We start from the raw sequence: 25743 nt of genomic DNA on the forward strand, positions 1-25743 counted from the left end.
TACGCGCCAATTAATAGGTTGATGATAAAGGTAGCAAGTAACCGATGACAGACAGTGTTCCTAGCCCAGCCAACAAAAAAGTCATTGTCGGTATGTCCGGCGGTGTCGATTCGTCCGTTTCGGCGTATCTGTTAAAACAACAGGGATATATCGTCGAAGGTTTGTTCATGAAGAACTGGGAAGAGGACGATTCTGACGAATATTGTGCGGCCGCAGAAGATTTAGCGGACGCCGAGAAGGTGTGTGAGACACTGGGAATAGAACTGCATACGGTTAACTTTGCCGCTGAATATTGGGACAACGTGTTCGAGCATTTTTTACAAGAATACAAAGCTGGCCGTACTCCAAACCCCGATATCATGTGCAACAAAGAAATCAAATTTAAAGCCTTTTTGGAGTTTGCTGCGGAAGCCCTGGGAGCCGATTATATTGCCACCGGCCACTACGTTCGGCGTGCCTATAACGGTCAGCAGTGGCAGTTACTACGTGGTATCGATACCAATAAAGACCAAAGCTATTTTCTGTACACACTGAGCCACGAGCATATTGCTCAAACGCTGTTCCCGGTCGGTGAACTGGAAAAACCAGAAGTGCGCCGGATAGCCGAGCAACAAGGCCTGGTGACAGCGGGTAAAAAAGATTCAACCGGCATTTGCTTTATTGGCGAACGTAAATTTAAAGACTTTTTACAGCAATATTTACCGGCCCAACCCGGAGATATTGAATCTGTCGATGGCGAAGTGCTGGGGCAACATGAAGGTTTGATGTATCACACCATTGGTCAACGCAAGGGGCTGCATATAGGCGGCTTGGCAGAAGCTTCGGACGATCCCTGGTATGTGGTGGATAAGGATGTTGAGCGTAATGTTTTGCTCGTAGCCCAAGGCAAAGATCACCCCCGCCTATACGCAAATGGGCTAATTGCAGGTCAGCTGCATTGGGTTGATCGCAAACAGCCGTTAACCTCCTTTAAATGCGTGGTAAAAACGCGTTACCGGCAACAAGATATTGCATGCCAGCTCGAGCCCTTAGCCGACGGTCAGGTAAAGGTTCTTTTCGACGAACCCGTTGCGGCAGTAACTCCGGGCCAGTCAGCAGTATTCTATCTGGACGAGGTGTGTCTGGGGGGCGGTATTATCGAACGCCGACTGACTGATTATGAGGTTAAGCTATGAACGACTGGCAGCAAAGAGTACTCGCGCTGTCAGGTATGGCACTTAGTGCAGCAGCGGTACAACAAATTGCTCGTTCAGGACAAGTGCTGCATGACACCGTTACCGATACGCTGGTCAACAGTGTGCTAAATTTGCAACCTGACTCTACTTTGGATGTCTATGGGTCGGTGGAGGCCATTCGACCCGGCTTAAAAACGCTAATCCAGCAAATGGGAAATAGTCAGCAAAAAGATTTGGAGCTAACCCGTTATATGGTTGGCATGATCCACTTGTCTCGCCGTCTGCTTGCCAAAGATGAGAGCATGAACCAACTTGCTAAGCGGCTTGAGCAAGTTAACCGGCAATACAACGAGTTTGGTTTTGAGCGCTATCGCATATTACAAAGTTTGGCTGGTATCTACCGCGAACTGATCAGCCCTCTTGGACAACCTATTCGTATTAATGGCAACCCGACTTATTTAAAAACAGATGCCAATCAATACCACATTCGTGCTTTGTTGCTGGCGGGGGTGCGCAGTGCAGTGCTTTGGCAACAAGTGGGCGGTAAGCGCAGGCATTTTTTGCTGTCGCGTAAACGCATGCTGGAAACTGCCCAACAGTTATCTCGCGCTGTTTAGTGCTTTAAAAATTACACTTAATTTAATCTTAAACGTTAAGCTTTTTACCTGGAGAACGACATTATGCTGCCATTTTCAACCCTCACTGCCCTGTCGCCGGTCGACGGGCGTTATGCCAATAAAGTCGAGGCGTTACGCCCAATCTTTAGTGAGTATGGCCTAATAAAGTTTCGCGTCATTGTTGAAGTTCGTTGGTTACAGCGACTCGCACAAGAACAGTCCATTCAGGAGGTTCCCAGCTTAAGCCAGGAAGCTAACGCGATACTTGATGATATTGTAGATAACTTCGGTGTTGCCGATGCTGAACGAGTGAAACACATTGAAAGTACCACCAATCACGATGTGAAAGCCGTTGAGTATCTATTGAAAGAAAAAGTCGCTGATCACCCTGAGCTGGCAAAAGTGTCTGAATTTATTCATTTTGCTTGCACGTCGGAAGATATTAACAACCTGTCGCATGGATTAATGATAACGACTGCCCGCGATCAGGTGTTAGTGCCAGTCATGCAGCAATTAGTCGATCTGGTTAAGAGCAAGGCAAAAGAATATAAGTCAGTCGCTATGATGGCTCGGACTCACGGGCAACCGGCTACTCCTACTACGATGGGTAAAGAATTCGCAAACGTGGCGGTGCGGTTACAGCGTCAATTGGATCAGCTAAAAGCGGTTCGTGTCATGGGCAAAATTAATGGTGCCGTAGGCAACTACAATGCTCACTTAGCGGCTTACCCTAATGTTGACTGGCATGGCCTATCAGAGGATTTTGTCAGCGGTTTAGGTTTAGAATGGAATGCCTATACCACACAGATTGAACCACACGATTATATTGCTGAGTTCTTTGATGCTGTGGCACGATTCAACACGGTACTGACGGATTTTGATCGTGATGTTTGGGGCTATATTGCACTAAACCACTTTAAGCAGAAAACTGTTGCTGGCGAAGTCGGTTCTTCCACTATGCCGCACAAAGTAAACCCGATAGATTTTGAGAATTCCGAAGGTAACCTGGGTATTGCTAATGCGGTAATGACACATTTGGCGCAAAAGTTACCAATTTCACGTTGGCAGCGTGACTTAACTGACTCTACGGTATTGCGTAACTTAGGCGTCGGTGTTGCGCATGCAGTTATCGCCTACCATGCCAGCCTCAAAGGCTTAAGCAAGTTGGAGGTCAACGAGTCGGTATTAGCTAAGGAGCTGGATTCAAACTGGGAATTACTGGCTGAACCGGTACAGACAGTTATGCGCCGCTATGGGGTTGAAAAGCCCTATGAAAAATTAAAAGAACTGACCCGTGGTAAGCGTATTACTCCGGAGGATCTGGCACACTTTATTGATAATCTGGAAGTACCACAGGCTGCCAAAGATGAGATGAAAGCATTGTCGCCGGCAACCTATATCGGCCGAGCTGAAGCATTTGTGGACGAGCTATCGTGAAATTTAATACCGACGTACTTAAATCTCGACAATTTCTGCAAGAGCAATGGCAACAACAGCCCTGCTTAATCCGTCAGGGATTTGCCCAATTTGATGATCTGATTGAACCAGAGGTCCTGGCCGGACTGGCTATGGAGGAAGGCGTTGATGCGCGTATCGTTCAGCACTCTGCCAGTAGTAACCAGACCGAGGGCTGGTCAGTACAACATGGGCCGTTCGCAGATTACGAGCAGTTTGGTGAAGCCGACTGGACTTTGTTGGTTCAGTCGGTGAATGAATGGCTGCCCCAGGTTGGCGAGTTACTTACAGCCTTTGACTTTCTTCCCGAATGGCGGATTGACGACGTCATGGTCAGTTTTTCGTGTGAAGGTGGAGGTGTTGGCCCGCACCTGGACCAATACGACGTATTTATTATTCAGGGAGCCGGGCGCCGTCGCTGGAAAGTAGGCTCACGTCAACAAATGACTAATTATCAGCCGTGCGATGACCTGACCTTGGTTAAAGAACCTTTCGAAGCTGTTATTGACGAAGTTCTAGAGCCTGGCGATGTACTCTATATCCCTGCCGGCTGTCCACATGACGGTATTGCTCTCGAACCGTCGCTAAACTATTCAGTTGGTTTTCGGGCTCCCTCGCAAGCTGAGTGGCTAATGCAAGTCGCTGATCAAGCACTACAAACGGAACAACTAACAACACGTTATCAGGATCCGGATTTAAACCAGCAGCCAGCAAGCTATCAAGTTACTGATACCGAGTTAACTCAGTGCAAGCGACTATTAGCCGAAGCACTCGATAGTTCAGCGATCGATGATATTTTATTGCGGGTCATGTCGCAGAGTAAACGCTCGTTAGTAGAGCCGGAGTTGCCTTATGCGCCAGAGCAGGTGAATGATTTGCTGTTACAACCCAATGCGTTAGTTGGCAGGACACCAGGTGCTCGCTGGCTTTATAGTAAGCCGCATAATGCCTTTTATGCTAACGGAGAATGCTACCCGATTAGCGAACAGACCCAGTCTCTTGCGCATGCGCTGGCTGCAATCCAGCAAGAAATCCCGGGCGAAGAGCTGCAAGCTTACGTTAATTCGGATAAAACTCGCGAGCTGATGGCTGAGTTACTTAATCAAGGCACATTTCAGCTTTTCTTGGAGAGTGATTAGCAGTTTACGTTAACTGTAAACTAGAGTTGCTAAACAGCTGTTTGAATCGGTAGTTTTATTTAATTCTCAAAGTGGCGCAGCCCCTGCCATAATGGTAATGTGCGCGCAATTTCTAGAACCAATGAGGAAGGAAATTCATGTCTCTATTTGAGCATCCTGAATTTGATCATCATGACGAAGTGGTCTTCTGTCATGACGAAGAATCTGGCTTGAAAGCCATTATTGCTGTACACGATACGACTCTGGGTCCAAGCTTAGGTGGTACTCGGCTTTGGAATTATGGCTCATCAGCCGAGGCACTAACGGATGTACTGCGTTTATCCCGTGGCATGACCTATAAAAGTGCTATGGCCGGCTTGCCATTGGGCGGCGGTAAAGCGGTTATTATTGGTGATGCAAAAACCATTAAGAGTGACAAGTTGTTCCGTGCTTACGGTCGTTTTATTAACTCTCTCGGTGGCAAATACATTACTGCAGAAGACGTTAATATTCGGACCAGCGATATTGATGTTGTCGCACAGGAGACTCAGCACGTTGCAGGTACTGCTGATAAAGCCGGCGACCCGTCACCACATACCGCACTGGGAACCTACTTGGGTCTTAAAGCTGCGGCCAAGCACCGCTTAGGCAGTGATGACCTTAACGGCGTTAAAATTGCAGTTCAGGGCTTGGGCTCTGTCGGTTATGGTTTTGCCAAGTATTGCCATGACGATGGCGCTGAGCTGATTGTCAGTGACATTAACGAAGAAGCTTTAGAGCGTGCTAAAAACGAATTCGGTGCAACCGTTGTCGGCCTGGACGAAATCTACTCTGTCGATGCCGATGTTTATGCGCCATGTGCTTTGGGTGCAACGATTAACGATGACACTTTAAAGCAGCTGAAGTGCAAGATCATTGCGGGTAGCGCGAACAACCAGCTGGCAACGCCTGAACACGATAAAGTAGTTAAGGACATGGGTATTTTGTATGCCCCGGACTATGTCATCAATGCTGGCGGCGTTATTCACGTGTGCTCAGAGGCAACCAACATGTCGTTGGAAGAGACTGAGAAACGCGTGCGTGATATCTATAATACATTAGATAAGTTGTTTGCCCGAGCCAAGGATGAAGATCGCCCAACGGGTGAATTGGCGGACCAAATGGCGCGCGAAATTATCGCTAACGCCAAATAAGACTTAGTCAAAACAACTTAAAATGACTTCAAGCGGGTGCCTCACCCGCTTTTCTTCCAACCGTTTGATTTGCGAACGGCATGAAAATCCTGTCGCCACAATGCCGCTACTGCCATAGGCATCAATTGCCTGTTTCCAACCCATCTGGTAAAGCGCCCGGCTCTCTTGCTGGTTGTCGCGTTCATGGCCGAAAGTCCCTGCCATGCCGCAGCATCCAACATTAACAACATCCAGCTGTAACCCAAAAGAAGCAAACAGCTGTTGCCAGTGTCTAGCCGACTCAGGAATAAAGCTCTGCTCTGTGCAATGCATCAACAAGCCATAACTACGACTCGACGTCTCTGCCATCGGTGAGAGTGGCTTACCTTCAAACCATTCAGCCACAGTTTTTACTGAAAGAGCGTCTGCTTTATTGCCAAGCGCCTGTTGATATTCATCACGGAAAACTAGCGCAGTTGATGTGTCTACGCCCACCAAGTCAATCCCATTTTCACACAACGGCAATAATTGGTCGGCAACTCGTTCCGCTGTTTGCTGAAAATCGGCTAAGTAACCTTTTACGTGTTGCGCTTTTCCGTGACCTTTAAAGGGTAATAAAACCGGCGTATACCCAAGCCGTTTAACCAAGGCGGCAAAAGCTTCAACCACTTCAGCTTCGTAAAAACTGGTAAATGGGTCCTGTACTATAACGACCCAATATTCACGCTGCTTCGGGTCGGTTGCCAGTATTTGCTCGGTATTTAATATATCGAAACCTCGACGGCGCCACCGCGAATCCAGGTTCGGCGTTGAGAACTGAGGCGTGTCGACATACCCAACCACATTACTTAGAAAAGTTTGCGATAGCCGGTTATTGGTGACTAAATTGGTTAACCGCGGTAACTTGGCTCCTAGGGCTGCCGAGGTTTCTATATTCTTAACCAGCCAGTCTTTAAGGGGGCGTGAATAACGGCTGTAATAGTGCTCTAGAAATCTTGCCCGGAAGATTGGAACATCGACACTGACCGGACATTGGTTGGTGCAGGCTTTGCACGCAAGGCACTTATCCATTGAGTGTTTTACTTCGTGACTAAAGTCATTTTTGCCGCGCCATTGGTTTACCCAACGCCGCAACATGGAGGCACGCTGAGTTGCTGAGTGCTGCGCATCAAAGCCTGCGTTTGAATTAAGCCTTAACCATTCACGCATAAGCGAAGAACGCCCTTTCGGTGAAAATCGACGATCACCGCTTACCTTAAAACTTGGGCACATTACTGCTTTGGTATCGTAGTTAAAACACAAACCGTTGCCATTACAGTCCATTGCGTTGCGATAACTATCACGGGTTTCAATGGGAATCTGGCGATCATAAAAACCCCGTTTAGTCGCATCGACAGAGACTAACTGATGGTCTCCGTCAATCGGTGTGCATATTTTGCCGGGATTTAATTGATTAAATGGATCAACAGCCGTCTTAATCTTGCGTAACTCAGTAAACAGCTCCTCTCCAAAAAACTCGGGAGCGTACTCAGAGCGGTATCCTTTTCCGTGCTCCCCCCACATCAAGCCACCGTACTTCGCGGTTAAAGCAGCTACTTTATCGCTAACTTCCCGCAATAATAATTCGTCGTTAGGTTCGGTTAAGTCGAGCGCTGGACGCACATGCAAAACCCCCGCATCGGCATGGCCAAACATTCCATAGTCGAGACCGGCATCATCCAGTAACTGCCTGAACTCTATAATGAACTCAGCCAGTTTGTGGGGCGGAACTGCGGTATCCTCAGCAAAGGCGACAGGTTTGCGGCGGCCTTTGGTTGCACCAAGCAATCCCACAGACTTTTTACGCATCGCGTAAATTTTTTGAATACTCTCTAAGTCGTCACAAATTTGATAACCGATCACACCTTGGTTGTTTTTGCTTTTAATCAGCTTATCCAAACGTTGACATAGCTGCTTAACTTTTTGAGTATTTTCATCGGCGTCAATGCTGGCGAATTCAACCATGTTAATGCCATTCATTGTCTGCCCTTCGACGTCGGTCATTAACGGTTCAACTGAGTGCCAGATAATGTCCTGACGGGCTAAATTCAAAACCTTGCTGTCGATGGTTTCAACAGATGTGGCTTGTGCTTCCACTAAAAAAGGTGCGTTATTCAGAGCCGCCTGAAAATCACTGTATTTTACGTTAACCAGCGTGCGGTATTTAGGGATCGGCGTGATATTCAGCCGGGCTTCAGCAACAAACCCTAACGTGCCTTCTGAGCCAGCGATTAAACGTGAAACATCTAGCGTATTATTTTCGGGATCATAAGCGTTTTTAAGGTCGTAACCGGTAAGAAACCGATTAAGGTCAGGAAATTTTTCTTCGACTTGCTCTCGGTAACCAATACAACTATTCAGTGCTTGTCGGTATAAGCGCCCTACAGCACCCTCTTTCTGGCTAGTTTCCTGGGCTTGCTGCAACGAAACCGGCCGGCTATCCATAGTCTCGCCACCAACTAACACAGTTGATAAAGCTAAAATATGATCACTGGTTTTGCCGTATACCAGCGACCCCTGGCCTGACGCATCAGTGTTGATCATGCCGCCCAGAGTGGCCCGGTTGCTGGTGGATAAGTCGGGTGAGAAGAAGTAGCCATGAGGCCTTAAAGCATCGTTTAGCTGATCTTTAACCACGCCTCCCTGCACTCTTACCCAGCCTTGTTCAACATTCACTTCTAACACACGGTTCATGTGGCGACTCATGTCGACTACTAACCCGGGTGTTAGCGACTGGCCATTTGTACCAGTACCACCGCCCCTTGGAGAGAACTGAATAGTTTGATAGGCAGGTTCGGCCGCCAACTTCAGCAGCTGCTTTAAATCATTGGTCGTACGTGGGTAGATAACTCCTTGAGGAAGCTGTTGATAGACGCTGTTGTCAGTTGCGGCAATCAAACGACCGCCGTAAGTAACATCAACATCTCCCGAAAAGCTTGTGCTTGATAACTCTTTTAAGAATTGACGGTATTCCGCAGGAAGACCGCTTTCAGCAACTAGTTTCGGGAGATGTGTCATATCGTTTTCGCTGCCCTTTTTCCGTCGTTATGCAATGCTGTTATAGGTTTTTTGATAAATACATCCAGGTTTCGACGACTGTGTCTGGATTTAACGATACTGAATCAATACCGTGTTCAACCAGCCAGGCCGCAAAGTCTGGGTGGTCGGAGGGACCCTGACCGCAAATACCAACATACTTACCGCGTTTTTTTGCCGTACTAATCGCCATCGCCAGCATTTTCTTAACGGCCTCGTTACGTTCATCAAATAAATGAGCGATAACGCCAGAGTCGCGATCCAATCCTAGTGTTAGCTGGGTCAAGTCGTTGGAACCAATTGAGAAGCCGTCGAATATATCAAGAAACTCATCAGCCAACAGCGCATTTGACGGTAGTTCACACATCATAATGACACGGAGTCCGTTTTCACCCTGCTTGAGGCCCTGCTCTGCCAGCAACTCAATCACTTTACGGCCTTCTTCCAGGGTCCGTACGAAGGGGATCATAATTTCGACATTGGTCAGTCCCATGTCGTTGCGTACCCGTTTAATAGCCTCACACTCAAGTGCGAAGCAATCTCTGAATTCCTCAGAAATGTAGCGAGATGCACCGCGGAAGCCAAGCATCGGGTTTTCTTCGCCGGGTTCGTACTGACTACCGCCAATTAAGTTGGCGTATTCGTTTGATTTAAAATCTGACATTCGCACGATAACGCGCTCGGGCGAAAAAGCAGCTCCCAACGTGGCGATGCCCTCGGTGAGCTTGGTCACGTAGTATTCGCGTGGACTGGAATAGCCCGCCATCATGCCACGGATAGTCGCCTGTAATTCGTCACTCTGCTCATCGAAGTTCAATAGCGCCTTGGGATGAACACCAATCATGCGGTTTATAATAAACTCAAGCCGTGCCAAGCCAATACCGGCATGTGGCAGGCTGGCAAAATCAAACGCTCGATCCGGGTTGCCTACGTTCATCATAACTTTCATGGGTAAGTCAGGCATTTTATCAACGGCGGTAGAAGTGACATCAAACTCGAGTTCGCCATCGTAAATATAGCCGGTGTCACCCTCGGCACACGACACGGTGACCTTACGCCCATTGCTGATTAATTGGTCGGCATTACCACAGCCAACGACTGCAGGGATACCTAATTCACGTGCAATGATAGCGGCGTGACAAGTTCTGCCCCCACGATTAGTGACGATCGCTGCAGCGCGTTTCATTACCGGTTCCCAGTCTGGGTCGGTCATATCGGTCACTAACACATCGCCAGGCTGCACTTTGTCCATTTCGCTGATGTCGTTAAGTACCTTAGCGACACCCGCACCGATACGCTGACCAATTGCTCGTCCTTCACACACCACTTCGCTCTTATCTTTTAATGCAAAGCGCTCTATCGCTTGGCCTTTTTGATTTGAACGTACGGTCTCCGGACGAGCCTGAACGATATATAACTTACCATCAATACCATCTTTGGCCCACTCGATATCCATTGGACGGCCGTAGTGCTGTTCGATAATTACGGCCTGCTTGGCCAGCTCTTCAACTTCCTGATCAGTTACGGAAAACGACAGAGACTTTGAGGCATTAACATCTTCTATCAGGGTTTGTTTCCCATGGGCCCGATCTTCAGAGAAAATCATCTGTATTTGTTTGCTACCTAAGTTACGGCGTAAAACCGCCGGTCGTTTGGCAGCGAGAGTTGGCTTATGAACATAAAATTCATCTGGGTTTACTGCCCCTTGTACGACCATTTCGCCAAGCCCAAACGATGATGTAACAAACACGACGTCATCAAATCCTGACTCAGTATCAATGGTGAACATAACACCAGAAGAAGCGATGTCACTGCGCACCATTCGTTGTACCCCGGCCGACAACGCAACACCGCGATGGTCGTAGCCCTGGTGTACCCGGTAGGAAATAGCGCGATCGTTAAATAGTGAGGCAAATACGTGCTTAATAGCTTCCATTACGGCATCCAGACCGCGCACGTTTAGAAAGGTCTCTTGTTGTCCAGCGAATGAAGCATCCGGCATATCCTCCGCTGTCGCTGAACTACGCACCGCAAAACTGAATTCGTCATTGTCTTCGCTGAGTTGCGAAAACGCAGATTTAATCGCTTGCTCAAACTCTGGTTGGAAAGGCGTATCGATGATCCACTGGCGTATCTTTTGGCCTGCAGCAGTCAAAGCTCTAACATCGTCGACATCCAGCTGGTCGAGCAAGTCATGAATACGGTCGTTTAACCCACTTTGCTCAAGAAACTGATTGTACGCATCAGCGGTAGTGGCAAAACCACCAGGCACTTCTACGCCAGCTCCAGCCAGGTTACTGATCATTTCGCCCAGAGAGGCGTTTTTTCCGCCTACCCGGTTCACGTCATTCATGCCAAGCTGTTGATACCACAATACGTATTCTTGCACGTCACTGTCCTCAAAATTTTGTCGATGGAGGTGAAAGTGCTGGATATTTTACACTTTGCAGTCGAACAAGTTAATATCTGTCTACAGATTAAAAAAATTAAAAGCGTAAATTATGCGTACAGCGTTTTATGTTTCCGACGGAACAGCCCTCACCGCCGAAGCTTTTGGCCATGCCCTCTTGTCCATGTTTCCGGTTGAATTCCAGCACACGACCCTGCCATTTATCGATAGTGAAGCTAAAGCAGATAAAGTTTGCCGACAAATTAACCAGGCATTTGAAAAAGATGGTGAGCCACCCTTAATATTTCATACCTTTGTCAATGAAACGCTAAAACAAAAAGTGGTTAACTGCGGCGGCATTTCCTACGATTTTCTGGATCAATTTGTTGGCTCAGTCGCACAACAAATTGGCGTACAAGCCGAACCGAAAACCCACCGTACCCATGGCGTTCATAAGAATTATAATTTCCGGGTTGATGCAATTAATTACGCATTAGATAACGACGATGGAAAAAAACTAAATCAACTTGACCAAGCCGATATTATTTTAGTGGGTGTATCGCGAACCGGGAAAACTCCAACCAGTCTCTATTTGGCTTTACAATATGGTATTAAAGCTGCCAATTACCCAATCACCGACGATGATGATTTTGAGCATTTAGACTTGCCCAAAGAGTTAAAGCTGCAACGTCATAAATTGTTTGGTCTAACCCTGGACCCACAGCGATTGCACGAGATTCGCAGTCAGCGCCGTCAAGGTAGCCAATATGCTTCGATGCAACAGTGTCAGTTTGAATTACGAGAGGTTGAAAAGCTTTATCGAAAAGAGGCAGTGCCGTTTATTAATTCGACGCATTTTTCCGTGGAAGAGATCGCGGCCAAAATACTCGCTAAAACGAACCTGCAGCGACGTCGTTACTGACGTCCACCGCAGGCGACTTAATTAACTTAATGACAAGAGGTTATTAGCTAGCGTTGGTGCTTTCAAAAATTTTGTCCGCAGAAGCTGCAACGAAGCCACTGTAAAGCTTACCTTCTTCAGTTTTATAACGTTTCGCGAACTCATAAAAACAAGATGGAATTTCAACAGTCTGATCGCTAAAAGCAACCGGATGACGGTCTGCCATCGTGGAAGATTGTTCCAGGCATACCTCCGGAGAACCTTTAATTTCGCCACCCGAAGTATTTAGTCTAAAGCCTTCTTGCTTCAGAGTTTCATTAACCTGTTCTAGTGAATCGTAACCGGGTAATTGATTGACGCTGACAGTGAAATGATTGGCGCAGAAACCAAAAGCTGACATCCAGGCTGCATACTCGCTTTCTTCCAGCAATTCCAGATAATCTGCATGGCTAACCGACCAGTGGGTACCTGAGTATAAAAATTCGTCTTTATCAACAATCGCAGGGTCAACTTGCTCGACCATTGCCTTCACTTTTTGTTGTAAAGAGTCACTAAATTCCTCGGTCATCAACTCACTAATGAACACTTTAGGTAAGCTGGGATCTTCATGTTCAAAGTGCTTTGCGCGAAGCTTTTTTGCTTCGAAGTGATAATCACCACCTTCTTTATAGCCTAGTGCTAAAAAGTGTTGTGCCAGAGCCTCTAACCTTACAGGAGCTATGTCGAAGGTACGAAACGCGACATGGTCATTAACAATTTCGTGCCCTTTGCCAAGTACTTGATGTACTTTAGGGGCGGACGGAGTACGTGAAATATAGTCCTGCCACAACCGTTCAAACAACTTCTCTACTTGCAAAGACATGAAAACTGAATCCTTTTAATACTTATAAGTGACATCTAGCCGTGACCATTGCGAGCTGCGCGCAATGACTCGGCCACCAAAAACGCTAATTCTAACACCTGATCAGCGTTAAGTCTTGGATCGCACTGCGTCCTATACCGACTGGATAAATCAGACTCACTAATTTGGTAAGCTCCGCCGGTGCATTCAGTAACATCCTCTCCAGTCATTTCCAGGTGTATGCCGCCAGCGTACGTGCCTTCTGCCTGATGCACTGCAAAGAATTGACGCAGTTCCTTATGGATGGCATCAAAGTTACGAGTTTTCAGGCCATTATCAGCTTTGGTCGTATTGCCGTGCATAGGATCACTGGACCAAACCACATGTCGGCCTTCTGCTTTAACCCGACGGGCAAGCTCTGGTAGCTTCCCGGCCAAATTATCAGCTCCCATGCGAGTGATTAGAGTAATTCTGCCTGCCTCATTATCCGGGTTCAAAACATCCAATAACTGAATAAGTTCATCAGCAGGCATTGTTGGCCCTACTTTGACCCCTATCGGGTTATGAATCCCGCGCATAAATTCCACATGAGCATGGTCCAGCTGACGAGTTCGTTCGCCAATCCAAATCATATGGGCAGAGCAGTCGTAAGGAAGCCCGGTCAGGGTATCGGTGCGGGTTAACGCCTGTTCATAGGGTAACAGCAGAGCTTCATGAGAAGTAAACAACTGAGTTTCATGCAACGTTGCATTATTATCTGCATTGATACCTAAAACTTCCATAAACTGCAGGGCTGACTGAATTTGTTCAGCCATTTGTTGATAACGCTCTTTTAATGGATTGGCAGCCAGAAAACCAAGGTTCCACTTATGCACTTTGTGCAAGTTCGCCAAACCACCTTGTGCAAATGCGCGCAATAAATTTAACGTTGCTGCTGAGTGATGATAAGCCTTAAGCATCCGCTGCGGGTCGGGTTGCCGGTCAGTCTCAGTAAATGCCATACCATTGATAATGTCACCACGGTAGCTAGGTAAGTTAACACCATCAATAGTTTCTAAATCGCTGGAACGTGGTTTCGCATACTGCCCCGCCATACGTGCAACCTTGGTTACGGGACAAGAGCCGGCAAAGGTCATAACAATGGCCATTTGCAATATTACTTTAAAGGTGTCGCGAATTTTAGGGGCATTAAAGTCACTGAACGACTCAGCACAATCGCCACCTTGAAGTAGGAAACCGTTACCCTGACAGACGTCGGTTAACTGCGAGCGCAATGCGCGGATTTCTTCCGCAAACACCAGCGGCGGAAATTGACTCAGTTCTTGTTCAACCTGTTTAAGTTGCTTTTTATCGGCGTAGTTAGGTTGTTGTTTTATTGGCTTTTCACGCCAACTGTGGGCGTTCCACTGGCTCATAACTGCGTATCCAGTCTAGGGTGATTAGGAATCATCAAATCTAACGGGGATAACGCCTAAAAGCAACGCTATCCCAGCGAATTTTATCAGTTATCGTTTAAATCGATTTTGTAGTGCATGAATTCGCTCATCCAATGGTGGATGGCTCATAAATAACTTGCTCAAACCACTGCGTTTGCCATTAATCCCAAAAGCTAACATCGAACCCTCTAATTTTGACTCCTGACCACGTTTTAACCGTTCTAGTGCAGCAATCATTTTATCCGCCCCCACTAAACCGGCAGAGCCAGCGTCCGCCCGAAATTCGCGCTGACGCGAGAACCACATAACAATAATACTGGCGAACAGGCCAAACACCACTTCTAACGCCATGACAATGCCAAAATAAGCAAACGTGCCTAGTCCACCCTGCTGATTATTACCGCGCGTGGCGTTGTTGATAGCCGAGGCGATCAATCGGGCGAAGAACATCACAAAGGTATTCACGATGCCCTGAATCAATGTCATCGTTACCATATCCCCGTTGGCGATATGACTAACTTCATGGGCAAGAACGGCCTCAACCTCCGTTTCATTCAACGTGTTCATTAACCCTGTGCTAACCGCAACTAATGATTTGTTCTTGCTGCGCCCTGTTGCAAACGCGTTGGGTGCCGCAGACGAATAGATAGCAACTTGAGGCATTGGCAAGCCCGCTTGTTGAGCCTGCCGCTTAACCGTCTCTAATAACCACTTTTCGCTGGCATTAGTCGGTCTTTCTATGACCTTTGCGCCAGTCGCTCTTAAGGCCATCCAACGCGATATCCACAGCGATACAAAGGCGCCACCAAAACCGAATAAAGCACAGAATAAAAGTAAACCGCCAGTATTGCCTAGACTGTAACCGGTGGCACTGCTGATGATGTTATAAACAAAGCTGACAACCAGCAAAATGGCTAGGTTGGTGGCTAAGAATAAAGCAATACGTTGCATACTGGCCTCGTTTTACAAAATATCGTTGTTGTCGCTTATATTGGGTCTGGTAACAACCTTTCCAAGTGCCGTTTATATTTTTATGTAGCGGCTCAAATCTTGTTGCTGCCAATCAGCCAGGTATGGCAGCTCGCCGATACACGGCGCAGGCAAACAACGCCTTAAAGTTTCTAGGTTTTGCTCTACATAAGGCATTGGTTGTGGCTGCGTATTAACCGCTATCCAGCCAGCTATAGAGAGTCCGTCGGCCAAAATAGCCTGTGCCGATAACAGTGCATGATTTAAACATCCGAGCTTAAGGCCAACGACCAAAATAACCTCAGCATCTATGGCGGCGACAAATTCCGGCATCATCAGTGTTTCGGAGAGCGGTAACTTCCAGCCCCCGGCACCTTCTATAACTAGCGCATCTGGATCCATAGTCAGCAACTGTTGGTGGGTTCGCTTAAGCACCTCAGCGCTGATCTTAACACCTGCTTCAGCGGCTGCTATGTGAGGAGCAATAGCCGGTTCAAACGCATACGGATTGGTCAATGAGTAGTCGCAGTCTAGCGTCATCGCCTCACGCAATGTTTCTGCGTCGACGTTTTGCAATTGATGTTGGTGTTGGTGGCAGCCTGAGGCGACGGGCTTCATCGCCAGTGTTTTGTAGCCAACGTTTTTAAGCCTGTCGAGGACAGCCTTTGCTGCGACAGTTTTCCCGCTATCGGTGTCTGTTCCGGTTATAAAATACTGTTTCATGATTACTTAAAATTATTCCCAATAAACTATAGGTTAACCTGCTTAAGAAAATGAAAGGAGGCCACACGCCAGGTCAAAGGTAGTCCTTTTTCAGTCCTGTAGCACTCATAAGCGTCAATGACCTGATTAAAGCGACGGGGCGATAGCAAGCCTCCCCCCTCTTTGCGTTTTACATAGTTAGCCCCCACGCCTTTAATGCTGCCCAATAATGACTTTAAATCGGGAAACCACTGCTGGTGCTCTTTAATATGGTATTGATAGCTTCGTAAACCACTAGCCTCGATCAAACTATTAAGCTGTTGCACGCTGAAAAATGATTGAGTATGAGGTTGTTCATCTAACTGCCGGAAACTTTCCTGCAGTTCATGAAAGCTCCCTGCAATTGGTAGGTTAAACGCGGCTTCGCCATCATCACTTAGTACGCGCTGCATTTCCTGCAGGCTCAGCTGTAACGATTCAGACCACTGCAATGACAGGTTTGCGAAATAGAAATCGATGCTCTGTGGCGCTAGTGGCAAGTTCTCGGCAGCACCTTGCAGCCATTTGCCATGGGGCGCTATTCGCGCAGCCTGTTGCAGCATTGCCGGCGATAAATCGAGCCCAATATAATCGGTGCACTGCTGTGCTAATACTGGGTACATTGCTGCGGGACCACACCCTACATCAAGCAAGCGCTTACAGCCGAGTTGTTTATGCTTCAATAGCTGTTCACCAAAAAATTGCTGAATTTCGTGGTGCTGCAGGTATTGCGCCGCTGCACGAGAAAAATGACGTGACACTTGTTGGTGATAAGTTAACTCAGTCATTAATCGTTATATCCTGACATTGGTCAATCGCCGAAAAAAGTTGTTTAATATCTTCCGGCGAGTGATCTGCCTGAAGACTAAAGCGCAGCCTTGACGTTCCTTCAGGAACGGTTGGTGGACGCACTGCGCTAACAACAAAGCCCAGCTTTTTGAGTTGTTCGCTAAGAGTTAAAGCGCTCTGGTCATCTTTAACAACCCAGACTTGAATGGGGGAATCAGACTCGATCGTGTCTAACCCACGTTCCCTAATCAGCGTTTTGAACAACTCTATATTCCCAGCTAGTTGCTGACGCCTTTGCTCGCCTTCTGAGGAACGTATGATGGCCAAAGAGGCTCTAATCGAAGCGGCTTGAGCTGGTGGAAACGAAGTTGAGTAGATATATTCCCGACAAAATTGTATTAACTCGTCCATATCGTCGGTTGTTCCAGCCACAAAAGCACCACCAACGCCAAATGCCTTGCCAAAGGTTCCGGTCAACACGCGTACCTGGCCCTTTAATTCATCATAGCTCGCTCGACCCTGCTCTCCCCAGACGCCTAGCCCGTGCGCATCATCCAACATTAAGTTTAACTGTTGCTGTTCCACTTGCTGAGCTACAGCCTGCTGTACCGCGTAGTCACCATCCATACTGAAGGTTCCCTCAGTAATTAACCAATCATCGGCGGTTGCCTTAATTGTTTCGGGATGATTGTGCGGAAACCGCTTGAATCTTCGCTGACTGTGCTTAACGCCCTCCAAAATAGAGGCATGACAAAGCCGATCGCAGTGTATTTTTTTAGCGGGCTCTATCAGTGTAGTTATTACCCCATGATTGGCAGCGAAACCACTGCTGAACAATAACGCACTATCAACTTGCAGCCAGTCTGCTAACTCTTCTTCAAGCAATCGGTGTTGCTCGGTGTAGCCACTCAACAAGGGAGAACCCGAACTACCTGTGCCCCATTGCTCAAGCGCATCTGTGGCGGCCTTAATGAGCCGCCGATGCTGGCTTAAAGATAAGTAATCATTACTAGCAAACTGTTTTTCAATTGCAGCTGGCTGGCGAGATTGACGAACACGATAGCGCGACGAACGGCGCAAATCGTCAAGACGCATCGTAGTAGCGTACCGGTTGGTGTTGCTCCTGCACCGCGTCACTGATGACGGCTTCATGAATATCATCGTCGTAGCCATGGTGTGGCTCAGGCTCAATCCCTAACCGCTGGAACAACCGTAAATCAGCATCCGCTTGAGGGTTCGCGGTAGTTAGTAGTTTTTCACCGTAAAAAATAGAGTTGGCTCCGGCTAAGAAACACAACGATTGCATTTCATCACTCATGTCTTCGCGTCCAGCCGACAGCCGTACATGGGATTGCGGCATAAGAATACGAGCTACAGCTACCGTACGCACAAATTCAATCGGATCCATGTCTTCAATATCTGCAAACGGTGTGCCGGCGACTTTAACTAACATATTAATCGGCACGCTTTCCGGGTGTTTCGGCAAATTAGCCAGCTGTACCAATAGTGATGCACGATCAGCGATCGACTCTCCCATTCCGACAATACCACCTGCACATACTTTCATACCCGCATCGCGCACGTTTTTAAGCGTCTGCAAGCGGTCTTCGTAGGTACGAGTGGTAATGATGTCGCCATAAAATTCAGGTGACGTATCCAGGTTGTGATTGTAGTAATCCAGCCCGGACTGCTGTAACAGTTTAGCCTGTGTATCAGAGAGCATACCGAGCGTCATACAAGTTTCTAAGCCCAGCTCTTTGACGCCTTTAATCATCTCGATGAGGTATGGCATATCGCGATCTTTCGGGTTACGCCAGGCAGCTCCCATGCAAAAACGACTAGCGCCCTTCTGCTTCGCAGCATTGGCTTCGGCTAATACTTTTTCCACTTCCATTAACCGCTCGCGATCAAGCCCTGTATGATAATGCGCGCTCTGCGGACAATATTTACAATCTTCCGGGCAGGCTCCGGTTTTTATAGATAAAAGCGTGCTTACCTGCACTTGATTCGGGTTAAAGTATTGGCGATGAATGGTCTGTGCTTGAAAAATCAAATCGTTTAGCGGACGCTGCAGTAAATCACTGACTTCGTTTACCGTCCAATCGTTTCTTATCGATGCCATGCCTGCCTATTGCCTCTTGGTTTGTGCGGTTAATTCTCGACTAGGGTATTCGTGAACGTTACACTGTCAATCAAAAATCACTTTATTAACTTTACAACTGGTTGAAATATAGTCAATGGTAAATGACGACTGGCAACAACAACTGCAATTTGATCAACAGCACATTTGGCACCCTTACACGTCGATGATCGACCCGCTGCCCTGCTATCATGTCGAGTCCGCAGCGGGCTGTGAGTTGAAATTATCCAGTGGTGAACAGTTGGTTGACGGGATGTCATCCTGGTGGGCGGCAATTCATGGTTACAACCATTCACGTCTAAATCAGGCTGCTCATCAACAAATCGACCGCATGTCACATGTCATGTTTGGCGGACTGACCCACCAGCCAGCGGTAAATATGGTGCAACAGCTAACCCAATTGACCCCGGCGGGGATGGATCGAGTGTTTATCGCTGATTCTGGCTCGGTAAGTGTCGAGGTAGCGATTAAAATGTCGCTGCAATATTGGGTATCCCGTCAGCGGCCCGAAAAAAATCAATTATTAACGATTCGCGGCGGGTACCATGGGGATACCTTTGCGGCAATGTCAGTCTGCGATCCGGTTAATGGGATGCACCATTTGTTTAAGCATGCTTTACGTAATCAATTGTTCGCGGAAAAACCGAAGTTAACTTTTTGGGATGACTGGCAACCTGAGCAAGAGAGCGAATTACGGCATTGGTTTGAGCGCTATCATCAGCAGCTGGCGGCTGTCGTTGTTGAGCCAATAGTGCAAGGCGCTGGCGGTATGCGCATGTACCATCCGAACTACCTTAAACAGCTGCGCTTGCTCTGTGACCAGTATGAGGTGTTATTAATTGTCGACGAAATAGCAACAGGGTTTGGCCGTACCGGTAAATTGTTCGCCTGTGAACATGCCGATATTACTGCTGATATTATGTGTGTTGGCAAAGCTCTGACCAGTGGTTATATGACGTTGGCGGCAACTATCACCAACCAGCATGTGGCGGAGACCGTGAGTCATGCAAATAGCGGTGGTGCATTAATGCATGGTCCCACCTTTATGGGTAACCCTTTAGCTTGCGCCGTCGCGGCTGAATCATTAACGATGATTAATGAAGGTCACTGGCGACAGCAGGTTGCTACTATCGAACAGCAGCTTCAACATGACCTGTTATCTTTGGCAGAGCATCCGGCAGTAAAAGACGCTCGGGTATTAGGCGCCATCGGTGTTTTGGAAATGGAGCAATCAATCGATGTTGCCGCCGCGCAGAAAAAATTTATAGCGCATGGCGTGTGGATTCGGCCATTCGGTCGGCTGCTCTATATAATGCCGCCCTATACCATTTCGGTTGCTCAGTTAAAGCAACTAACATTAGCTATGGCAGACTATGTCAGCTCACTCAAACCGTCGTAAGAAAGTATAAAGCCAGGCCGCCAACACAGGTAAAAATTAAGATCAGGTTATTCAGCCATAAGTGTTGCCGGTTCTGGCTAAATAATACCAAATTTATAGTGAAAGCTATCAGGCTAATAAGCAAACCAAACATCAGCAAAACGATAAACAATTCGCCCAGCGTTATATGCCAGTAATCGCGCACAGAGATACCAAATATTTCTGTTAATAAGGTGTCATGCTCGGGTCTGGCATAATGGTATACGACCAGTGCTGCAATAAAGATAATCCAGCCTACTATCGATAACCAACCCAGTACCCGAGTCCAAAAAGACAGTTGCTTTAATTCCCGAACAGATCCGACTCTCATGTTAAAAACCCATTAAAACGTTTCTAACTCTTGAGTCTGCGCCAAACCGAGGTAACATAGCAACCTTTATCACAAAATTTGCATTTCGGAGATCAGAAACTCATGTCGTACGCTTCTGTAGTTGATGTTTTGGCAGGCAAAGTAGCGGTTGATGACACCGTGACCGTGCGTGGCTGGGTGCGAACCCGCCGTGACTCAAAAGCTGGCATCTCATTTATTAATATACACGATGGTTCGTGTTTTGATGCAATCCAGGCTGTTGTTCCAGCAGAGCTGTCTAATTATCAGTCAGAAGTATTAAAACTAACAACCGGCTGCTCCGTGGCAGTTACCGGTGTGGTTGTTGAGTCACAGGGTAAAGGCCAGTCCTATGAGTTGCAGGCGACAGCGGTCAAAGTTTACGGATGGGTTGATGATCCCGACACTTACCCGATGGCGCCTAAACGCCATAGTATGGAGTACTTGCGGGAATACGCGCACCTTCGCCCACGCACTAATGTGACAGGCGCAGTAATGCGGGTGCGTAACACGCTGTCGCAGGCGATCCACCGTTTCTTTCACGAAAACGGTTATTTATGGGTTAGCACGCCGATTATTACTACCTCGGACTGTGAAGGTGCTGGTGAGATGTTCCGCGTCTCGACGCTGGATATGTTAAACGTGCCGAAGACTGAGCAAGGCGAAGTTGATTATAGTCAGGACTTTTTCGGTAAAGAAGCGTTCTTGACAGTATCCGGCCAGCTCAATGTTGAATCTTATGCCTGCTCGTTAAGTAAGGTTTATACGTTTGGTCCAACGTTTCGGGCGGAAAACTCGAACACCAGCCGCCACTTATCAGAGTTCTGGATGGTTGAACCAGAACTTGCGTTCGCGAGCTTAGACGATGTTGCATACCTTGCCGAGGATATGCTCAAGTATGTTTTTAAGGCCGTATTAGAGGAACGCCCGGATGATATGGCATTCTTCCAACAGCGTATTAATCCCGATGCGATTGAGCGTATGGAAAAGATGGTCAATGCTGACTTTGTGCATATGGATTATACTGATGCAATTGAAATTCTTCAGAACTGCGGTAAGAAGTTCGAGTACGCCGTCGAATGGGGAGTTGATTTGCAGTCCGAGCACGAACGCTACCTAGCAGAAGAACATGTCGGTGCGCCGGTAATTCTTAAAAACTATCCACGTGACATTAAAGCGTTTTACATGCGCCAGAATGAGGACGGTAAAACAGTTGCAGCAATGGACGTATTAGCGCCGGGAATTGGCGAGATCATCGGTGGTAGTGCGCGCGAAGAACGATTGGATATTCTCGACAAACGTATCGAGGAAATGAACTTGCCCGCAGAAGAGTATGGTTTCTATCGCGATCTACGTCGTTATGGCACTGTTCCTCACGCCGGCTTCGGGCTTGGTTTTGAACGGCTGGTTGCTTATGTGACCGGAGTACAAAATATTCGAGATGTGATTCCATTCCCACGAGCGCCAAAATCTGCTCAGTTTTAATTAGCCCGAAAAAGCCGACATTTTGTCGGCTTTTTTAATCTCAACAGGCTTTAAAATAGCAGCACGTCTTTGGCTTGATTAAAAAAGCTATCGGTTTCTTTTTGCGGCTTTATGGGGGTTGGCACCGCTGGTGTTCCAATGTATAAAAAACCAACAATTTCATCTTCACTGCCACAGCCTAACTGCTCCCGCACATAGTCGTCCTCAGTCAACCAGCCAGTTCTCCAGATGGCTCCCAGGCCTTGCGCAAAACACGCTTGCTGCATTGCCATTGTTGCGCAGGCAACAGAAGCCAACTGTTCATGACGGGGAACCTTTTCGTTATCGACGTAACGCAGACAACTGGCAATGATCATCGGCGCCCGAAACGGGATCTGCCCGGCTTGCTCTATACGTTCATTGCCAAAGTCGTTTAATCGAGCTGCCTGTTGGTATACATCGGCTAATAACTGTCGATCGTTGCCCATAAACTCAATAAATCGATAAGGCGATAAATTCATATGATCGGGTACCCGAATTGCCGACCGCCGTATGACATCCAATTGTTCTACGGTTGGAGCCGGCTCAGTTAATCTCGGCATTGAAGAACGTTTCGTCAATAATTCAATAGCGTCCATGTTTCCCCTCTGGAAGATACAAATTTGTCACGCTTAGTTACATAATTACTATGGTTTCTTATTAATGGATTGTATAAGCTAACGCATAATATACGAGAAGAAGCGAGATTTTATGCGGTTTGTAGGCACAATGTTCCGGTATTTATGGCGTTTTATCAATGGTATTCGACTAATTCTACTGAATATTATCTTTTTTGTGCTGTTGATAGGCTTTATTGCTGTCTTACTGCAAGAAGAAGAGCCCGTAGAAATACCAGAAAATGGTCTGTTGGTACTTAATCCAACCGGCATATTGGTTGAAGAAGAAACTTATGTCGACCCTATCGACAAGTTTCTGAACGAAGCACTCGGCTCCGATGATCAAATTCCAGAAGTGCTGTTAAGTGATGTCGTGGATGCTATCGACAGAGCTAAGGCAGACGACCGAATCGGCGCTATCTATCTGGATTTATCCGGGCTTTATCCAAGCGGTATTAATAAGTTAAAAACCTTCGCTAAAGCTCTGGTCGACTTTCAAACGACCAACAAGCCTATTATCGCCGCAGCAGATGCCTACTCGCAGCATCAGTACTATGTCGCTGCCCATGCTGACTCGGTGTACTTGAACCCACTTGGAGCCGTTGCTTTTGATGGTTTCGATTACGGTCAGTTGTACTTTAAAGGGTTGCTCGAAAAACTAAAATTAAAGCCGCATGTGTTCAAAGTTGGTCAATATAAGTCTGCGGTTGAACCGTTTACTCGAGATAGCATGTCTGAACAAGCTCGCGAAGCTAATGCCTTTTTATACGACGAGCTGTGGCAAACCTTTAAGCGCGATGTACTTAACCAAAGAGACTTGACCCCTGCCCTTGCCAGCGGCGAGCTAGAACCTTATCTGGCGGCCTTTAATAAAGCTGAAGGAAATATGGCAGAAATGGCTTTGCAAGGTGGTCTCGTTGACGCACTCAAAACCCGCGCCGAAGTTCGTAATGAGCTTATTAACCTTGCCGGCTTTGACGAAGATAAAGACACTTACAGACATGTGGCTTTTGTTGATTATTTACGTGAACGCGATCAGTCCGGGCAAGTGGCACTGCCGACCAAAGAGATCAACCAAATATCGGTTGTTGTAGCGCGTGGACAAATTGTCAACGGTAGCCGCCAAGCCGGTATGATTGGCGGTGATAGTACCGCAGAACTTATTCGCAAAGCGCGCGAAGACGAAAATACTAAAGCCATTGTACTCAGAATCGACAGCCCCGGTGGCAGTGGTTTTGCGTCAGAAATTATTCGTCAGGAAATTTTAGAAGCGAAAAAACAAAATATTCCGGTAATAGCATCAATGAGCACTGTGGCCGCTTCCGGGGGTTACTGGATAGCAGCGGATGCCGATCAAATTTGGGCGGCACCCACTACAATTACCGGATCTATTGGTGTCTTCGGCTTGTTGATCACCGCTGAAGACAGCATGCAGGCAATTGGCATAAACAGTGAGTCATACAGCACAACAGAACTGCCTTCACTGAATGCTCTGGAAGGTATCACCGATGCGCAACGACAAATTTTGCAGCGTTCGACTGAAAGCTTTTATGAGTACTTCCTGGAGGTAGTTAGCAATGCCCGTGGCATGACTAAAGAGCAAGTTAATGAAGTCGCTCAAGGTCGCATTTGGACCGGCACTCAAGCCCAACAACGCGGTCTGGTCGACTACCTTGGTGATTATAATGATGCCATTGAAGCGGCAGCAAAAGCTGCGGAAATTGAAGACTACCAAGTGGAAACCATTCAGCAGAGTTTGAATGCACGCCAACAATTTATTGCGGAAATGCTAGGCGATTCAGCGTTAGGTGGCGTGGCCAGTTGGGCTGGCAGTAACAACCCTGAGCATTGGCTGATGAGCAGCTTTAATAATGTATTGCGCCAAACGCACTCGCTACAGAATTTTAACGATCCAAAAAATATATACTCGTACTGTGCACTCTGCCCTCAACCGCGATAAACTAAGGCCAACAATAAACAGCGGTTAACGGCAATAATCATGGCAACAGAACGTAAGCGTATATATGTCGCCTACACGGGCGGTACTATTGGTATGCAAAAATCGGCTCAGGGTTATGTTCCTGTATCGGGGCACCTGAGTCGATGCGTTGAACAAATGCCGGAATTCTACCGAGAAGAAATGCCGGAATTTGTTATCAAAGAGTACTCACCACTCATGGACTCTTCTGATATGTCGCCTTCAGACTGGGTAACCATAGCAAGAGACATTGAGTCCCATTACCACCAGTTCGATGGCTTTGTTATCCTGCATGGCACTGACACTATGGCCTATACCGCCTCAGCGCTGTCATTCATGTTACAGAACCTGGCTAAGCCAGTTATCGTAACCGGTTCGCAAATACCTTTGTCAGCCCTACGTAGCGATGGCCAGACCAATCTGTTAAACGCATTGTATATTGCTGCTAACTATCCCATACACGAAGTGGGCTTGTTTTTTAATAACACCTTGTTTCGCGGTAACCGCTCGACCAAGGCAGATGCTAACGGTTTTAATGCGTTTTCCTCACCCAATTACCCGTCTCTGTTGGAAGCTGGAATTCAAATATCGGTCAATGCAGGAAAATTAAAAGAGGTCAAAAATAATAGCCTTAAAGTCATCGAAATGACGCCGCAACCAATCGGGGTAGTCATGCTTTACCCCGGGATTTCTGCGCAACTGGTGGATAATATGTTAAGGCAGCCGGTAAAGGCCATGGTTATTCAAAGCTACGGTGTTGGTAATGCACCTCAGGACAAAGAGTTGCTAGCAAGTTTTAAGCGTGGTATTGAGCAAGGCATAACCATTGTCAATTGCACTCAGTGTTTCCGTGGACGAGTTAATATGGAGGGCTACGCAACCGGAAACGCTCTAGCTGAGTTGGGTATTGTTTCAGGGTCTGATATGACGATTGAAGCCGCTTTAACTAAGCTACATTATTTGCTTTCACAAAATTTAACGGCGGAGGTAATTGCCGAACGGGTTATCGATAACCTCCGCGGTGAGTTAACACTAGAAGCCTAACCGGCGACTACACAACA

Annotated in this window: 21 protein-coding genes; 10 read left to right on the forward strand and 11 right to left on the reverse strand. The window is 47.2% G+C overall.

Going from position 1 to position 25743, the window contains the following annotated elements; all coding sequences use genetic code 11:
* Window positions 1–44 precede the first annotated feature (44 nt).
* From mnmA to CWI81_RS03675, 5 genes are all read left to right on the forward strand, one after another.
* Entirely contained in the window at window positions 45–1175 is a 1131-nt protein-coding gene (gene mnmA / locus CWI81_RS03655) for a tRNA 2-thiouridine(34) synthase MnmA (protein WP_126783861.1), read from the forward strand.
* Entirely contained in the window at window positions 1172–1792 is a 621-nt protein-coding gene (gene hflD, locus CWI81_RS03660; RefSeq protein ID WP_126783862.1) for a high frequency lysogenization protein HflD, read from the forward strand. Before mnmA ends, hflD begins: the two co-directional genes overlap by 4 nt.
* Before the next feature lie 66 nt (window positions 1793–1858).
* The gene (gene purB / locus CWI81_RS03665) at window positions 1859–3229 is read left to right on the forward strand and encodes an adenylosuccinate lyase (RefSeq protein WP_126784457.1); all 1371 of its coding nucleotides are present in this window, start codon (window positions 1859–1861) and stop codon (window positions 3227–3229) included.
* A complete protein-coding gene (locus tag CWI81_RS03670; protein ID WP_198678638.1) occupies window positions 3226–4386 on the forward strand; it encodes a cupin domain-containing protein in 1161 nt (386 codons plus the stop codon). The genes purB and CWI81_RS03670 overlap by 4 nt, the downstream gene beginning before the upstream one ends.
* Window positions 4387–4523: 137 nt before the next feature.
* Window positions 4524–5558 (forward strand): Glu/Leu/Phe/Val family dehydrogenase, encoded by a 1035-nt coding sequence (locus tag CWI81_RS03675; RefSeq protein ID WP_126783863.1) that lies wholly within the window; start codon window positions 4524–4526, stop codon window positions 5556–5558.
* Window positions 5559–5561: 3 nt separating this feature from the next.
* On the opposite strand, the gene ydiJ is transcribed toward CWI81_RS03675, so the two are convergent.
* Both ydiJ and ppsA read right to left on the reverse strand, forming a co-directional pair.
* Window positions 5562–8594 (reverse strand): D-2-hydroxyglutarate dehydrogenase YdiJ, encoded by a 3033-nt coding sequence (gene ydiJ, locus CWI81_RS03680; protein ID WP_126783864.1) that lies wholly within the window; start codon window positions 8592–8594, stop codon window positions 5562–5564.
* 40 nt (window positions 8595–8634) lie between these two features.
* The gene (gene ppsA / locus CWI81_RS03685) at window positions 8635–11001 is read right to left on the reverse strand and encodes a phosphoenolpyruvate synthase (RefSeq protein WP_126783865.1); all 2367 of its coding nucleotides are present in this window, start codon (window positions 10999–11001) and stop codon (window positions 8635–8637) included.
* A gap of 112 nt (window positions 11002–11113) precedes the next feature.
* On the opposite strand from ppsA, the gene ppsR reads away from it, so the two are divergent.
* Window positions 11114–11923, forward strand: a complete 810-nt coding sequence (ppsR, locus tag CWI81_RS03690; protein WP_126783866.1) for a posphoenolpyruvate synthetase regulatory kinase/phosphorylase PpsR — start codon at window positions 11114–11116, stop codon at window positions 11921–11923.
* Between the two features lie 43 nt (window positions 11924–11966).
* On the opposite strand, the gene CWI81_RS03695 is transcribed toward ppsR, so the two are convergent.
* The 7 genes from CWI81_RS03695 to bioB form a co-directional block, all read right to left on the reverse strand.
* The gene (locus CWI81_RS03695) at window positions 11967–12764 is read right to left on the reverse strand and encodes a DUF1338 domain-containing protein (RefSeq protein ID WP_126783867.1); all 798 of its coding nucleotides are present in this window, start codon (window positions 12762–12764) and stop codon (window positions 11967–11969) included.
* Between the two features lie 35 nt (window positions 12765–12799).
* Window positions 12800–14158, reverse strand: a complete 1359-nt coding sequence (locus tag CWI81_RS03700) for a class II 3-deoxy-7-phosphoheptulonate synthase (protein ID WP_126783868.1) — start codon at window positions 14156–14158, stop codon at window positions 12800–12802.
* Window positions 14159–14248: 90 nt separating this feature from the next.
* The gene (htpX, locus tag CWI81_RS03705) at window positions 14249–15130 is read right to left on the reverse strand and encodes a protease HtpX (RefSeq protein ID WP_126783869.1); all 882 of its coding nucleotides are present in this window, start codon (window positions 15128–15130) and stop codon (window positions 14249–14251) included.
* Between the two features lie 72 nt (window positions 15131–15202).
* Window positions 15203–15871, reverse strand: a complete 669-nt coding sequence (gene bioD, locus CWI81_RS03710) for a dethiobiotin synthase (RefSeq protein WP_126783870.1) — start codon at window positions 15869–15871, stop codon at window positions 15203–15205.
* A gap of 26 nt (window positions 15872–15897) precedes the next feature.
* Entirely contained in the window at window positions 15898–16677 is a 780-nt protein-coding gene (locus tag CWI81_RS03715; RefSeq protein WP_126783871.1) for a methyltransferase domain-containing protein, read from the reverse strand.
* Entirely contained in the window at window positions 16670–17773 is a 1104-nt protein-coding gene (locus tag CWI81_RS03720) for an aminotransferase class I/II-fold pyridoxal phosphate-dependent enzyme (protein ID WP_126783872.1), read from the reverse strand. Before CWI81_RS03720 ends, CWI81_RS03715 begins: the two co-directional genes overlap by 8 nt.
* Complete coding sequence (gene bioB / locus CWI81_RS03725) at window positions 17763–18800, reverse strand: biotin synthase BioB (protein WP_126783873.1); 1038 nt, start codon at window positions 18798–18800, stop codon at window positions 17763–17765. The genes CWI81_RS03720 and bioB overlap by 11 nt, the downstream gene beginning before the upstream one ends.
* Before the next feature lie 115 nt (window positions 18801–18915).
* Here bioB and bioA point away from each other — a divergent pair, with 115 nt between their 5' ends.
* A complete protein-coding gene (gene bioA, locus CWI81_RS03730; RefSeq protein WP_126783874.1) occupies window positions 18916–20217 on the forward strand; it encodes an adenosylmethionine--8-amino-7-oxononanoate transaminase in 1302 nt (433 codons plus the stop codon).
* Here the strand turns inward: bioA and CWI81_RS03735 are convergent.
* Window positions 20204–20566, reverse strand: coding sequence for a hypothetical protein (locus tag CWI81_RS03735; RefSeq protein ID WP_126783875.1), 363 nt, complete (start codon window positions 20564–20566; stop codon window positions 20204–20206). The genes bioA and CWI81_RS03735 overlap by 14 nt on opposite strands.
* A gap of 102 nt (window positions 20567–20668) precedes the next feature.
* Here CWI81_RS03735 and asnS point away from each other — a divergent pair, with 102 nt between their 5' ends.
* The gene (gene asnS / locus CWI81_RS03740) at window positions 20669–22069 is read left to right on the forward strand and encodes an asparagine--tRNA ligase (protein WP_126783876.1); all 1401 of its coding nucleotides are present in this window, start codon (window positions 20669–20671) and stop codon (window positions 22067–22069) included.
* Window positions 22070–22119: 50 nt separating this feature from the next.
* Here the strand turns inward: asnS and CWI81_RS03745 are convergent, their stop codons facing one another.
* Window positions 22120–22686, reverse strand: a complete 567-nt coding sequence (locus CWI81_RS03745; protein WP_126783877.1) for an NAD(P)H nitroreductase — start codon at window positions 22684–22686, stop codon at window positions 22120–22122.
* A gap of 112 nt (window positions 22687–22798) precedes the next feature.
* On the opposite strand from CWI81_RS03745, the gene sppA reads away from it, so the two are divergent.
* Window positions 22799–24664 carry a signal peptide peptidase SppA gene (gene sppA, locus CWI81_RS03750; RefSeq protein WP_126783878.1) on the forward strand — a complete coding sequence of 622 codons (1866 nt, stop codon included), beginning with the start codon at window positions 22799–22801 and terminating at the stop codon, window positions 24662–24664.
* 39 nt (window positions 24665–24703) lie between these two features.
* Window positions 24704–25726, forward strand: coding sequence for an asparaginase (gene ansA, locus CWI81_RS03755; RefSeq protein ID WP_126783879.1), 1023 nt, complete (start codon window positions 24704–24706; stop codon window positions 25724–25726).
* The last annotated feature ends 17 nt before the right edge of the window (window positions 25727–25743 follow it).

Origin of the sequence: Idiomarina seosinensis (assembly GCF_003987275.1) — a bacterium.
GTDB lineage: Bacteria > Pseudomonadota > Gammaproteobacteria > Enterobacterales > Alteromonadaceae > Idiomarina > Idiomarina seosinensis.

Coding starts and splice junctions, on each gene's coding strand:
- CWI81_RS03720 (WP_126783872.1), bottom strand. CDS start 17,773: ATGCGTCTTGACGATTTGCGCCGTTCGTCGCGCTATCGTGTTCGTCAA.
- CWI81_RS03675 (WP_126783863.1), top strand. CDS start 4,524: ATGTCTCTATTTGAGCATCCTGAATTTGATCATCATGACGAAGTGGTC.
- CWI81_RS03700 (WP_126783868.1), bottom strand. CDS start 14,158: ATGAGCCAGTGGAACGCCCACAGTTGGCGTGAAAAGCCAATAAAACAA.
- asnS (WP_126783876.1), top strand. CDS start 20,669: ATGTCGTACGCTTCTGTAGTTGATGTTTTGGCAGGCAAAGTAGCGGTT.
- CWI81_RS03695 (WP_126783867.1), bottom strand. CDS start 12,764: ATGTCTTTGCAAGTAGAGAAGTTGTTTGAACGGTTGTGGCAGGACTAT.
- ydiJ (WP_126783864.1), bottom strand. CDS start 8,594: ATGACACATCTCCCGAAACTAGTTGCTGAAAGCGGTCTTCCTGCGGAA.
- mnmA (WP_126783861.1), top strand. CDS start 45: ATGACAGACAGTGTTCCTAGCCCAGCCAACAAAAAAGTCATTGTCGGT.
- htpX (WP_126783869.1), bottom strand. CDS start 15,130: ATGCAACGTATTGCTTTATTCTTAGCCACCAACCTAGCCATTTTGCTG.
- hflD (WP_126783862.1), top strand. CDS start 1,172: ATGAACGACTGGCAGCAAAGAGTACTCGCGCTGTCAGGTATGGCACTT.
- ansA (WP_126783879.1), top strand. CDS start 24,704: ATGGCAACAGAACGTAAGCGTATATATGTCGCCTACACGGGCGGTACT.
- CWI81_RS03715 (WP_126783871.1), bottom strand. CDS start 16,677: ATGACTGAGTTAACTTATCACCAACAAGTGTCACGTCATTTTTCTCGT.
- ppsR (WP_126783866.1), top strand. CDS start 11,114: ATGCGTACAGCGTTTTATGTTTCCGACGGAACAGCCCTCACCGCCGAA.
- sppA (WP_126783878.1), top strand. CDS start 22,799: ATGCGGTTTGTAGGCACAATGTTCCGGTATTTATGGCGTTTTATCAAT.
- CWI81_RS03745 (WP_126783877.1), bottom strand. CDS start 22,686: ATGGACGCTATTGAATTATTGACGAAACGTTCTTCAATGCCGAGATTA.
- bioD (WP_126783870.1), bottom strand. CDS start 15,871: ATGAAACAGTATTTTATAACCGGAACAGACACCGATAGCGGGAAAACT.
- bioA (WP_126783874.1), top strand. CDS start 18,916: ATGGTAAATGACGACTGGCAACAACAACTGCAATTTGATCAACAGCAC.
- bioB (WP_126783873.1), bottom strand. CDS start 18,800: ATGGCATCGATAAGAAACGATTGGACGGTAAACGAAGTCAGTGATTTA.
- CWI81_RS03735 (WP_126783875.1), bottom strand. CDS start 20,566: ATGAGAGTCGGATCTGTTCGGGAATTAAAGCAACTGTCTTTTTGGACT.